Origin of the sequence: Levilactobacillus enshiensis, from assembly GCF_007115095.1 — a bacterium.
Classification (GTDB): Bacteria; Bacillota; Bacilli; order Lactobacillales; family Lactobacillaceae; genus Levilactobacillus; species Levilactobacillus enshiensis.
Genome location: NZ_SULH01000008.1, coordinates 1 through 12,938, shown reverse-complemented (window position 1 = coordinate 12,938; position 12,938 = coordinate 1). Strand labels below are relative to the sequence as shown.

The window sequence follows — 12,938 nt, the reverse complement described above, 5'->3', positions numbered from 1 at the left end:
TAAAAGATAATATTAAACTGATAAATGAGTGTGTAATAATTGTATTGAGTATGTGTAAAATAAAAACAGAATTTTCAGCGTTGACATATAAAGAAGGTAAGGGGTAGAGATGGAATATCTTCGGGTAAGAATATCTAAAGAAACAGCACAAATCTTCCAAGCATTAAGAGATGTTTATGAGCAAGCATATGGAAAGCCTATGACACAGGCAATGATAATTTCTAAAGCTTTGGATGATATATCTAACTTAAGTCGATGGGATAAAGTGATAAATAACACTTCAGCCAGTATAAAAACGTTAAAGGAAATAACAGAAAAAGATTTACGGATTCGAGTTCAATTGAGTCCACAAATGCAAGAAACTATACAAAATTATAAGTATTACTTGCCTCAATTTGCGGGGACTAGAAGCATTACTTTAGGAGTAACTCTAAAGTTTATTTTTAAAGGTGCCATGTTAGTTCAAAATGATTCAACTTTACTTGATTCTGAATCGAGAGATATTGGTAGCATCCTAAGCGATTGTGAGTCCAGACTGGCAGAGCTGATTGCTCCAACAAACAAAGATACTTTTGAGAGTCTTTTTAAAGAATTAAAGCATGAGATCTTAGCTTTGAAAAAATAGGAATATCCTAAGATAACTGTTTGTTGGTAATCAAATTACTTGATTACTGGCAACAGTTATTTTTTGAGTATAATTTGGAAGCCAAATAAATAAAAAATCAAACACTGTCGAAATTTATGGGCATGAAAAGACGTGGAGACGGGCATTAAAGCTTCAAAAAGATGTAATAAACTTATCAGTACACATTACTGTGTGAATATTGTAAGTTGTAAGGAGAGTAGAATCATGTACGAGGATTAAGAGGATGATTTAGATGGAAGAGACACTCGGGAAGAATTTGCGTATCTTTGGGCCATCGGGCACGACGATTTTTAGGCTGATGATAAGGGAGTTGATCATTCATACGAGTAATAGCTTTCAGAAGCTTTCAAGCTTGACAAAGTAGAAATGTCTTAATATGTCCGTTATTGGTGAGAGGTTTAATTCACTTACGAATTGAAGCTCTTTTCTGACAAAATGAAAGCTTATTTGCATTTTAATCGCTACTCAGCCCATGGTCTAGAGAAGGTCCAAAAAGAAAGTGGAATTCTCATCCTGGCCTTGAAAACTTTCAAGTTGGTTTCCATCAGGAAAATGTGGCTTAAAAATCAAGACCGTGGAAATAAGGCACGAAACCAAAGTTCTATTTCGTGCCTTGTCTTTATCCTAAAGAGGCCAAATACGTCACATGATAAAATACTGTAGTGATAAAAAGTTAAAATGATTTATATGGACACAAAAAGTGAGAATTTCAGATTCTCTTGACCGTTTTTTAAAATCATGTTACACTTATTAAGGTTAGAAGGAGGTGGAATCATGTACGAGGATCAAGAGGATCAAGAAGAAGACGAGAAGGAAGCCCAAATCACAAGGGAAGAATTTGCGTACCTTTGGGCCATCGGGCACGGCGATTTTTGGACTGATGATAAGGGAGTTGATCATCCATACGAGTAATAGTTTTCAGAGGCTTTCAAGCTTGACAAAGTAGAAATGTCTTAAGATATTCGTTGTTGGTGAGAGAATTTTGAGAGGCCTGTGACATAACTGGCCTCTGTAGGATAAAGATAAGGCACGAAACTGAACTTCAGTTTCGTGCCTTATTCCATGCTCTTGATTTTTAAGCCACAATTCTCCTGGTGGAGACTAACTTGAGAATGTTCAAGGCCAGAACGAGAATTCCACTTTCTTTTTAACCTTCTCTAGACCACGGACTGAGTAGCGATTAAAACGCAAATAAGCTTTCATTTTGCCAAAAATTGGCTTTACTTCAATCTTTCGAAGCCCGTAGATAGCCTTATTTTCTGGTTTTGAAAGCTGTGTGCGCTCCTTGGATTTAAAGTATTCACAGGATTAATTCACTCTAATTCGACGAAGATTTTTCTTTGGTGTTAGGGCGGCTGGGATTTCTTCATGGTTTTCATCATATTTTTCGACTTCATATTCTTTTAATTTACGTGTAAGACCATATTTATCAGTGCTTTTTCGATAGGTTTTGAAGTTAATCGAACGCCCTTCGAATCCACAAAATAGTCACTTTTATCGTAATAATTCCAGTTCATTACCTTTCCCGAATTGTCTCATAAGGCACCAAGACGACGTGTTTGTTGATTTCATCTTTGCAATAGTGGTAGTTACTTTCCGAACCGTAACCTACATCGGCCACAATGACTTTACTAGGCACATTTTGCGATTTCAACCTTGCTAAAAATAGTGGAAAGGTTCGTGTACCGGTTGGTTTTTGGAACAGATTGTATCCGGTAATAAATTGATTACTCGTTACGATTTGAAGATTGTAGGCTAGTTTGCATTGGATCTTCATTAACCCTCATGCAAATGGCATCATAATCAGTCTTAGAGTAACTGTTTCGTTGACCGTAGGTTGCTTGCTGTTGCTGATGTTCAATCATCTTGTCCCGTCGTTGGTCTAGTTTTCGGCACTGTGATTTAAGAAGCCGTCGCTGTTTCTTGGCTGGGTTGGGTGAGATTTTCCTAATTGCCTGAACTTCTTCGTCTAAGGTAACCAACTTATCCTCAACTTTTCCAATGACGGCGTCCAACATACTCTTCATAGGATCAAATCCAGCGGGGACTTCACTGATGAGCTTTGCTTCGTGGAGTTCGCCCAAAATCGAAACCAGTTGGTCCCGATTCATTTTGTCAAAACGGATGGTGTTCTTCCGCCACATGAAACTATACTTATTGGCATCGGCTAGAATTTTAGTCCCATCAGTAAATGTGCCGTCGTCAATTACGCCGGTATCTTTCAAAAACGATGTTAATTTTTTTAAACTTTGATGTGTCAGGTTAGCTAATTTATCCGAAATACAAAAACGACAAATAGTTCGATATGAAGGAACCGGGTCGGCAGTTAGCCAACCAGCGGGTGTATTTTCACGAGCAAGTTTCTTGATTTTACGACTACTGAAGATTTCATAGGTATAAGCTAGATGGTGGTATGTCACCTTTTAATGCAAAAAATATTATTGATGGATTTCTCCATCAATAATAAATGTCACAAAGAAAAAAGCTAATAGCATTAATCTGGACACCTTTTTCTAAAATGGTCATAAAAATCTGTTGTAAATCTCGTTGATATATTATACACTAGCTAAGTGGTTTGAAAGAAATTCGTGTATTTGGGGAATAAGCAAAGAGAAGGAGTGCGTTACTAATCACTGATTTTATGCGACGAGATATTACTAGAGATACTAACTTTGAAAGAAAAGAAAATAATAAGCATCCGGATGTGGAGTCATCACTGGCTGCAATGGAATTTTTATGGATTACATATAGCCATGTTCAGTGGAAGTTCTCAGATGATGTTTGGTTTAGCGATGGAAGTATTCGCTTTAATAAAGGAGTTGCATTCTTATTCAAACAGGGTTCAAAGAGCCGTCAGTTATTTGGAGATGAAGCTGCGGTAACGGGAAGTTTAGACTTCAAGTTCGATGAAATACCAATCGCTGTTTTTGATCAACCAAGTGAACCAGAATCAGCACAAAAATTAAATGATCTTTGGACAGATTGTGTTAGACGAACTTCTAGCTATCTGAATTTTAGCTTAATGCCAATTTTTGATGGTAGAAGATTGCCTAAGTCACGATGGTTGCCCGTATTCTTAGTGGAATTGAACCACTATTATACGGAAAATTCACCGCGTATATTTGAAGGATTTACACATCATGAGCAGAAAATGTTTAAATCTTACTTGGATAATGCCTTTGAATCAAAAAGCTTCAGGAATCAACTTAGTGGAATTGGCGATTATTGTCGTCAAATTTTATTTTTAGAAGATCCTTGGTTACTGGATGCCATTTATGAGTTTGGAGAACGATTTCAACAAGCAGAGGATGCCGGTAAACCGCTATTGCAGGATCCTGTTGAAGTTCGTAAGCTGATTTACTTGGCTCGGTGGTATTGGGCTGAGAAAGAGGCCAATCATCCCTTTCTTTGAGATAATTAATAAGGAGAGCTAAGTAAAATAATGAAGATAGTTTCTATTAACATTCCACCATTAGCGAGAAGTCATCCCATGTTACGAGAAAATGATATCTCGAGTGAACTAAGAACCGTTCGAATTATAAATACGATAAAATCAATACGCCCAGATATTATTTATTTTACCGAAGAGGATCCGGTAATCTTTAGCCTCATATCCTGTGCACTATTAAACGACTATGTATTTTACTACCCCCAAGGCTTTAATCGTTGCTGGTATGCTGCTGTTGTTGTTGCTGTGAGAAAGTCAGTGAATCGTCATAATCGTCTTGAAGGAGCCAAGGATGGAACTGGAATCGTTTCCAAATCAGCAAAGTGGATGAGCCTGAAGCTTGATAGTCTAACAGTTCTTGGGGTGCATTTCCCACAGCCCAGTAATCCAACCTATGAAGACTTCTTTAGACAGGTTGTTGAGTTTGGAGAAGGAGACACTAGTACTAGTGTGATCATTGGTGATTTCAACCCAGAACAGGCAACGAGCGTTCGGCTACCTAATTTTAGGAGTGCCTTGCCAGAAGGATCAACATCCATGTTTGGTACGCAGTTAGACTACGTATTTATTAGGAAGGGGCGAGCTTATCAGCATGTGTTCATCGATGACTCCTGTATGGTGAAAGGAGAGAATCTTTTCTCAGACCATGCAATTATTGGGGTAGAATTGTAGGCTGGTATACACCAGTAGTAATTAATTGGGGATTATTGGGCGTCTCAATAGCGCCACATATCGGGTGGGTGTTTAACCTGATATGTGGCGCTTTTTAGTTAGGCATTTAAAATTTAAACCAAATTAGATTTCACAAAGCCAGTTTCGTAAGCGATATTGTCGTTACTGGTTTACTCGTTGCGCAATAGCAAAAGCATAGAATTTAATGGCTTGAGGACCGTTATCAGTGGTCTTATTACCGGTGGTATTTTCAGCAATGTTTAGCCCAATTTGGTAATTCTTTAGACTGTTTAGTTTGGCAGTAGTTAATCCGTAGTCTTTTGCTAGGATCCGCTTAACTTGCTTGAGCCGGGTAGCGGTTGCGACGGTATTACTTCGCTTTAAATAGGCAGTAACCTTAGGGAAGTACATGATATGCGTGTAGTTTTTCGTCTTTAGAGAGCTAGATTTAATGCCGGGACGAGATAGATTTTCGTCAGACATATTTTCTCCGAATTTATAAGCTGCAATGTTAGTTAAATCTAGGCTTAACCGCATATTTGGTAATGCGTTGACTAAAGCCTGAGTAATCTTTTGTGATTTTGAGTGGTTAACGTAGCTTGCGTAGTCCTTATTGTTTGAGAATGATTCTAATGGAACATAACGACTTTTGAGAAGATCCATTGCTAATCCTTTGGTCAAATACCCGTTCCAAACATAACCGAGTGTTTCCTTAGGATGGCTTTTGGTACCACCAGCACTGACGTAATAATAAGTGCTTTTTTTATTGTTATGTTGCAGGACCGTAATCGAACTACGTGAGAACGTTGTATTGGGACGATCATTCAAATAGCCATATCGTTTAGTGTGCTTTTTATTCCAAAGCGCAACCTTTTTACTAGGATACTTTGCCCGATACGCTGGTCGTGCAATGGGCCATTTTTCCGAAACGACCGTATACGTTGTGGCAGCTTGAGCTGATTGGGAAGATTCCAGACACAATGCTATGCCAAACGTTATCCCTAAAACAATACTAAGCTTACTGTTTAATTTCATAATAGCCAACTCCTCTTATTTGAGTTTACCATGAAACATCATGCTTTGAACATGGTTAGCGAAGACGGTATAATTTAGTATAAAGAAGGGTGTTAGATATGATGAAATTAAGGCATTTACTACTAGCAATGGTGGTCGCGATGGGAACATTAGGGATGACAACACAGGCTCAAGCAAAGAAAAAGGTTTTTAATTTTTATGAAAACTATGGCGCTAAAAAAGTTCATAAAAATTATGCTAGTAAAAAAGCCTATCCACTTAAAAAAACATTTCGCTTTAAGAATTCAAATTATAAAATAAGACTGAATAATTTGTATATCTATCAGGTTTCAAACCAGAATGCAAAATACGCGACTTGGGCCAAAGTCACCGGGACGGCCTACAATAATAGTGACGCTGGCTTTTACAGATTTGGGAGGAATAGTATGGATGGTATTTCCAATTACAACCTTGTTGGATTTGAAAACACAATGAAGTCCAATTTTATATTCTCCGCCAAAAATAGTAAGAGTAACCATATGTTGGTCAACGTGACTTATCAGAACGCAATTACGGCCGGCCCTAATTCGGCTTCCTCTTACTTGAAGCCGCATCAAAAGAGTCACTTTGAGATGTTATTGTATTCAAGAAAACGCGTGACCAAGGTTGGAAAAATTGAGTTGTCATTTGCGACCGTAGCATATGAAGGACCAAAAGCCGATAAATTGGTTACTGGGATCTACGATGGCCGTCAAAAGCTCAACTTAAAATGAGCGGTGGGCACTCTACGTTTATAGCCAACTAAAGTAACGGTCATTCGCGCCTTATTTTAATTACTTGCGTGGAACAAGAGTTTCGATAGTAATGCCTTGAATGATGTTGGTTGACTAGTAGGATAGTCATCAATCTGCATGGCGTTCTTGGAAGCTCTTTTTCTTTTGGTATTTCATGGCGCTACATCCCTTACAATCCGCCGCGTAGATAGAGGCAAACTAAAAAGATCACGACTTGTTTTTGAGGCCAAGCTTGTAGCCGTGATGTCATTGGGGTGTGTTGTGCAGAGAATTAAGGCGAGCGTGGAACCTGGTCGGATTCTAAACGGATGCAGGCGATTGATCAGATGTCTGAAAGTGGTTAGGGCGTTATCCGATTGAAAATCTCAGTCGGGTAGCGCCCTTTTTAATAAGAATTCATGGCTAAGAATCGTGTGATTTTTCAAAAAGAAAGTATTAATTCAATATATATTTGAAATTTAATGAAATATACTGCAAACAAGTGGTATAATTATGATTGTCCAGAGGAATAATCTTCAGTGCGATAGTTAGATACCACAGCGTATACATCAGTCGGACTAATCTAAGAAAGTTGAATCTAAAAAAGCCCAGAGCTTAGTGCTTGGGCAAAAAGTGAAATTCAGTTGTTCGGGGCGAAAAAAGTGCGGCGATGGTCAGGCCCTTCATGCTGTAAGCTGTGAACATCTGGTCAACTTCTTCGGGAGAAAAGGTGTAGTTAGATCGATCAGAAAGATTGGTCAGTAAACGTAGATCGTGTAGCACGCGACTCATCCGCTTCTCAGCCAGACGACGGAAACGATTATGAGCCGTCTGAAATTCCGGTGGAAGGGTTGAGGTGTTATCAAAAGCAAAGCTACTAGGCATTTCATTATAGCGAGTAGGGCCTTGAAAGTAAGCTCGGGCTGCCTCACCTAGTTTTTGGTAGGTCATAAAGAGCTCGTCAATATCGTCTGGCGTGTAACGATATTGTGAGTCGGAAAGATTAGCAATGAGATTCATCGTTTGGAATATGCGACTGAGCCTTTTTTCACCTAACCTTCTGAACTTGTCGTTGTGTGTTTCCATAGGGCACCTCCATAAACTTTAATTTTAAGGGTAGGTTATTGTTTGGTCAATACTACCAAATGGCGAATCGTTCACGCTGAAATGAATTAAAGAACCAAACAAATTTGATAAGACACTTATTGTAGGAGGTTTAACGATCATGAAACCCGTAATTGCCGTCAGTGATCTACACGGGCAGATGCTAGTCCTACCAAAGGTTAAGAAAATCCGCCATCGCTTTAAAGATGCCCCCATCGTCTTCGATGGTGATTACCAAGATTCCTTCCATCACCATACAGGGTTTAGTGTTGCACAAGAAATCATGCAGTGGCAGCAAAAAGATCCAGAACACGTATTTGCTCTCAAGGGGAATCACGACGAAGATGCTTACGAAAGCCTGACAGGGAAAAATAGCTACTGGCTGGAGGCAGGTGGTGATGACGTGATTGCTGAAGCTGTGTTGGGTGCTACTCAGGCGCCAGGTAGTTTAGAAGAAGCCATTGGGATGGTAAAAAGAGACTATGCACCCCTGATTACTTGGATGGGAAAGTTACCAACAACGCTGCAGATTGGCAAACTAGTCTTTGTTCACGCAGGACTTGACCTCACCCTGGCTAATCCCATAAAGGATACCCCGGAACGCGAGAAGCTTTGGCTCCGTGAACCATACTGGTATACAGCCATCTATCCCCACTATGCACACAATCCTTTACAAAAAGCAATTATTACTGGCCATACCCCAACTAGTCTGATAACGGGCGTTTATGATGGTCAGGCAGCTGCAGAAACTCTGCGAAATCGGAGCGTGAGTCCGCGGGGGATTTTGACCGTTCAGTACGAAGGCGAATATGCGCGTTTCTTTATTGATGGAGGAAATCATTCTGGTCCAACCATTAATACGGGTAATATTGGTGTCTTTGATGCGGATACCGGACGATTGATCGAAGCGATAGAGGATGACAATAGATAGATTTAGCGACAAATGGGCAATAGCAAGTGAGGCTGGCTTGGGGATTAAGCCGATTGCGCCATCAGAGACAGCTAACGCTGGAGACGTAGTGTTTAACACGCTGTTAGTTTTCTGAACTGATTGCCAAGCGTCCGGGTGAGGTGACGGGCTTACTAGCGATTGGTGAAAATGGACATGCAAGTTGTCGTTTTTTAAGTGGCATTGCAGAATGATTGTGAAGACCTAGGTTCTGAAGTGAGTAGAGGAGAGAGCGGATATGGGAATTGTTATTGCACTGGGAGATTTGCACGGCCAGTTGGGGACACTGACGCGTTTGCGGCGGGTACAGGCACAGTTTCCAGAAGCCGTGACCGTCCTGATTGGTGACTACATTGATTGCTTTGGCGTGAATCAGGGGTTCGACTTAATTGAAGACATTCGCGCGATGCAGTTGGCCGAGCCATCACGGACCGTTGTGTTAATGGGGAATCATGAACAAGCGGCCGTAGATTTTTTTGACGATGCACAACGGCGCGATTGGCTGCAGTTTGGTGGTGACAACACACTACAATCAGTTGCGACATCTTTAGGCGCAAGCAATGGTATCACCCAGGACCGCCAGTTAGTCTTGGATCGTAAGCATGAGTTACTCGATTGGATGCGAGCACTGCCACTGACTTACACGGTAGGCAAGCTGTGCTTTGTCCATGCTGGATTGAATCTGGCTTTAGAGAATCCGATTCGTGACTCATCCGATGATGATCGGTTGTGGGCACGAGATGACTACTGGTATGCGGGCTCACCAAGACACATATTTGGCCGGAATCCACTGGCAACTAGCATTATTACGGGACATACAGCCAATGGTTGGATAGCTGGAAAATACGCTGGTTCGCTGGGAAGTGACGTTCCGGATGACAAAATAAAGTCGACTGACAATTCCATTTATGCCATTCGTTATCCCGGGGAATTTCCCCGCTATTTAATGGATGGTGGCGCAGGTGGTGGTGACCCACAAGTACTGGGGAACATTGGCATATTCGATAGTGATACGGGTATGCTGATTGATAAGGTCGAAGATTAAGTTGAAACTGCCGATTGTGCTCAGACGATGTCCTGGAAAGGAATTAATACGATGTCAGTAATCTACGCAATGAGCGATATTCACGGGTGTTATCCGGCTATGAAGCAAGCACTGGCAGGCGTACACTTGAAGACCACCGACCAGTTGATTTTTGTCGGCGATTATGTGGACGGCGGGCCCAACTCATTTCAAGTTTTAAGCGAAATCATGACTCTTGAGCGAAACAACCCTGGTCAGATTGTTACCTTACTGGGGAATCATGATGAATGGTTATGTAATTGGCTGTTTCCTAAAGACGATGCAGAAGGGCGTCAAGCAACCATTGTGGACTTTAAAACCGTGACGAGTTTTTTTAATGAAGTTGAGTTACAGAGAATGGCTCAGGCGCTTCAGCTAACTGAGCATACGCCTAGGGTTTTAGACGACTTGCTTCGTGAGAAGCTCCTGCAAAATGGCAGAGCTGAAAAGGTATTAAGCTGGCTAAAACAAAAGATGACTGCTCAACGATACTATGAGCTCGAAAATCAAATTTTTGTTCATGCTGGCATTGATGAAGAGACTGGACACTTTTGGAAGCAGGGCACGTTAAATTCTACGTTCACAGAGAAATTTCCTGCAACGAAGGGATCGTTTTTTAAGGATATTGTCAGTGGTCATATTCATTCTGAAGAGGTTGCGAATGATAGCACCTATTTGGGCGCGGTGTATTGGGATGGGGATAGTCACTTTTTTGTTGATGGTCATACGGATACGAGTGGTATTGTGCCAATATTGAAGTATGATACTGAGACGGGGCACTACACCGCCTTTAAAAGGTCAGAAAACGGTTGGGAAGCGTATCGTCTGAAGTAAGCTCTGTGTTCAGGATTCACTGGTAAAATTAGGTCAATCAATAGATCCAGTTAGCAAATGGAGGGCACAACTATTTTTAAATCAATACGATTAGTCTATCAAAGTTTTAAGAATCGACGTTTTGAACGTAAGTATGAGGGGGTTATGCGACCAACCTATTTACCTAAAAAGGAGCTATGGGTCGTCGATACGCCATACCAACAGCGTTGGCGCCGAAAAAATCGTAAAACAAAACTAGAAAAAGAGATGCGTAGAACACTAGGATGGCACTTCCTGGAACGCATGAGTTTTCGAGTGATGGATGGTCCTGAGATTGGCGACATTGACTGGGTCATGGGCACATTCACGAAGAGTGGGTTATTCTTTCGCTTCTGGGATGAAAATTCGCGTCAACACAACTGGCCGGGGGAAGCGCAGTCGTTTAGTGAGGTATTGGGATTTCTAGCGCATGATCCCAAGGGATTTGATGTGGAAGGCTTCGAAAGCGATTATTCTAAACAGGAACTCGAATTTTTGACAGCCATCAAAAGACGGTATGCAGAACTTGATGAAGGGAGTTAACTATGGGCGACGAGAAATCGACAAACGGAAAAATCATCTACGCTTATTTAGGCTTACCAGGGGCAGAATCCTGGTTGCGGGCTCACGGGCTGGAAAAACAGGTGATTTCTGAACAGCGTCTGCGACTGGCGGTTGGCAATCCGCAACTGCTGCTGAACGAGGAAGGGCAGCTGACAACTTCTGTTAATCCGAGCATTGTGCCATTGGTTGACCGGATTCTAGCTGAACTCTTGCGAAAACGATTCGATTCCGCTGAGACGGTTATTTTAGCCGTGAATCTGCTATCCAAGAGCCGGCTCCACTTGTTTCGTCGTTTACTAGCTGATGCCTGGGGGTATAAGGTGGTATTCGTGAATGCGATGGACTTGCCGATCAAGCCGGCTGATGCGATTGCTATGGGCTATGACGATGGGGTTCGGCAGCGTTGGTCGCGCTACTTAGCACGGTATACGGCGGTAGATTGGTCGACCATGGGAACCGTCATCGGTCTGGATAAGTTTCTGCAAGACTTGCAACAACCGCTACAATTTAGAAAAGTAAGTGCGACGACAAAGCGGTTAGTGGTTTTTAGCGATGTGCACGGTGACGCCGACAATTTGCAATCACGTTTGTCAAAACTAGCATCCTCACAAACTGAAGTTGTGTTTCTCGGCGATGCCATTGATCGTGGTCGTGATTCAGCGGGGGTCATTAGAACGTTGCAGGCATACAATACGGGACTACATCTTCTCGGCAATCATGAACATCGCCTGCTGACCTGGTACCTAGAACACCGGCTGAGTCGGTCCGCTACTAAGGATTTTGGGCAGGTGACCTTGCCCCAACTGGAACGCGCCCACGTCAGCCAAGACGAAATTCATCAATTTATTAATGGATTGGGCACATACCTAGCGCTTAAATTCGCTGGCCGCAAGTTTCTATTCAGTCATGCTGGGTTAGAGCCGACGCAAGTGATGAGCTGGTTGAAACCCAAAACGTTGACCGAAAGCATTGCCCTTGCGCCCGCAGATGTTTTTATCCATGGCCTAAGCGTTGCGGGAAAGTCTGTCTACTCACGAGATATCGATAAGGTTTGGGCAGACGCCAAAGCGGTTCGGGACATTATTTCAGTTCACGGTCATCGGAATCGATTTGATCGCGATGTGGTAACTAATCAAGGGATGAGCTTTAATTTGACCGATGCGGATGGCAGTTCTTTTCGCTATCTCGTTTTGACAGCAGAGGATAGGCGATTTGCGTTGCATATTGACCAGCGGAATGGCGAGCAGAAGCGAGTTATTACCGGTGTTTTTTAAACCCCAGTTGATTGCCTATTGAGTAAATGATAAGGCTAGAAGCTGAATGTAAATTGGAAACGCAGCAACAAGAACTTTGTTAGTTCGTCAATTGCACTATCCAGACAAGAGTTATCCTGTGCATGGTCCTCATAGTAAATGGTAAGCTATCCTCATCAGTAGGGTACCTGTGACTACTAAGGGGGAGTATCAATGACTAAAGGATTAATTTTTGCGTTCCATGGGGGGCCGGCGGCATTTGTTAATCACGTCAACGAGGTTGCTGACCAGCTTGACGATGTTGATTTGGATTTGCTGGAACGGTTATGCGAATGGTCTAAGGAAAATGGGTCCGTTATTCCAATGGGGAGTCTTGATCTGACAGTGGAGGATGTTCAATTTCGACTAGAGAAGTTGGAGCAGCTAGACCTCATCGACTTTGGCGTCCGCCTGTAGACCAAGCAAAAGGTCAGGAACATAACTCAAAAGTCAGCTTTTTCAGTGTACTAGTCCCTGTCAAGTTGACAGGTAAAATAATATAATTTTTCGAGTCCTGTCTAAGCGGCTTTGCCACGGTATTCTACCGCGGTAAAGCCGCTT

Annotated in this window: 13 protein-coding genes and 1 pseudogene; 11 read left to right on the top strand and 3 right to left on the bottom strand. The window is 41.9% G+C overall.

Features of this window, described 5'->3' with window-relative positions:
* The first annotated feature begins 109 nt into the window (after positions 1-109).
* Complete coding sequence (locus FAY32_RS09075) at positions 110-625, top strand: hypothetical protein (protein WP_143463125.1); 516 nt, start codon at positions 110-112, stop codon at positions 623-625.
* A gap of 795 nt (positions 626-1,420) precedes the next feature.
* Positions 1,421-1,558, top strand: coding sequence for a hypothetical protein (locus FAY32_RS14630; RefSeq protein ID WP_158727573.1), 138 nt, complete (start codon positions 1,421-1,423; stop codon positions 1,556-1,558).
* A gap of 41 nt (positions 1,559-1,599) precedes the next feature.
* On the opposite strand, the pseudogene FAY32_RS14905 reads toward FAY32_RS14630, so the two are convergent.
* Positions 1,600-3,051: pseudogene (locus tag FAY32_RS14905) on the bottom strand (transposase); the annotation flags it as partial.
* Positions 3,052-3,287: 236 nt separating this feature from the next.
* On the opposite strand from FAY32_RS14905, the gene FAY32_RS09060 reads away from it, so the two are divergent.
* Positions 3,288-4,058, top strand: coding sequence for a hypothetical protein (locus tag FAY32_RS09060; RefSeq protein WP_143463123.1), 771 nt, complete (start codon positions 3,288-3,290; stop codon positions 4,056-4,058).
* Positions 4,059-4,136: 78 nt separating this feature from the next.
* On the top strand, positions 4,137-4,766 hold the full coding sequence (locus tag FAY32_RS09055) for an endonuclease/exonuclease/phosphatase family protein (RefSeq protein ID WP_143463122.1): 630 nt from the start codon (positions 4,137-4,139) through the stop codon (positions 4,764-4,766).
* 162 nt (positions 4,767-4,928) lie between these two features.
* Here FAY32_RS09055 and FAY32_RS09050 read toward each other — a convergent pair whose 3' ends face one another.
* The gene (locus FAY32_RS09050) at positions 4,929-5,801 is read right to left on the bottom strand and encodes a hypothetical protein (RefSeq protein ID WP_143463121.1); all 873 of its coding nucleotides are present in this window, start codon (positions 5,799-5,801) and stop codon (positions 4,929-4,931) included.
* Positions 5,802-5,899: 98 nt separating this feature from the next.
* Between FAY32_RS09050 and FAY32_RS09045 the strand changes: the two genes are divergently transcribed.
* Positions 5,900-6,553 carry a hypothetical protein gene (locus tag FAY32_RS09045; RefSeq protein ID WP_143463120.1) on the top strand — a complete coding sequence of 218 codons (654 nt, stop codon included), beginning with the start codon at positions 5,900-5,902 and terminating at the stop codon, positions 6,551-6,553.
* Between the two features lie 615 nt (positions 6,554-7,168).
* Here the strand turns inward: FAY32_RS09045 and FAY32_RS09040 are convergent.
* Positions 7,169-7,639, bottom strand: a complete 471-nt coding sequence (locus tag FAY32_RS09040; RefSeq protein WP_143463119.1) for a hypothetical protein — start codon at positions 7,637-7,639, stop codon at positions 7,169-7,171.
* A 139-nt stretch (positions 7,640-7,778) separates the two neighbouring features.
* Here FAY32_RS09040 and FAY32_RS09035 point away from each other — a divergent pair, with 139 nt between their 5' ends.
* The 6 genes from FAY32_RS09035 to FAY32_RS09010 all read left to right on the top strand — a co-directional run bounded on the left by FAY32_RS09035 (position 7,779) and on the right by FAY32_RS09010 (position 12,794).
* A complete protein-coding gene (locus tag FAY32_RS09035; RefSeq protein ID WP_143463118.1) occupies positions 7,779-8,588 on the top strand; it encodes a metallophosphoesterase in 810 nt (269 codons plus the stop codon).
* A gap of 256 nt (positions 8,589-8,844) precedes the next feature.
* On the top strand, positions 8,845-9,651 hold the full coding sequence (locus FAY32_RS09030) for a metallophosphoesterase (protein WP_143463117.1): 807 nt from the start codon (positions 8,845-8,847) through the stop codon (positions 9,649-9,651).
* A gap of 51 nt (positions 9,652-9,702) precedes the next feature.
* Positions 9,703-10,503 carry a metallophosphoesterase gene (locus FAY32_RS09025; protein ID WP_158727572.1) on the top strand — a complete coding sequence of 267 codons (801 nt, stop codon included), beginning with the start codon at positions 9,703-9,705 and terminating at the stop codon, positions 10,501-10,503.
* A 144-nt stretch (positions 10,504-10,647) separates the two neighbouring features.
* Complete coding sequence (locus FAY32_RS09020) at positions 10,648-11,064, top strand: hypothetical protein (RefSeq protein ID WP_143463115.1); 417 nt, start codon at positions 10,648-10,650, stop codon at positions 11,062-11,064.
* 2 nt (positions 11,065-11,066) lie between these two features.
* Complete coding sequence (locus tag FAY32_RS09015) at positions 11,067-12,359, top strand: metallophosphoesterase (protein WP_143463114.1); 1,293 nt, start codon at positions 11,067-11,069, stop codon at positions 12,357-12,359.
* A gap of 192 nt (positions 12,360-12,551) precedes the next feature.
* Positions 12,552-12,794 carry a hypothetical protein gene (locus tag FAY32_RS09010; protein WP_143463113.1) on the top strand — a complete coding sequence of 81 codons (243 nt, stop codon included), beginning with the start codon at positions 12,552-12,554 and terminating at the stop codon, positions 12,792-12,794.
* Positions 12,795-12,938: the final 144 nt, after the last annotated feature.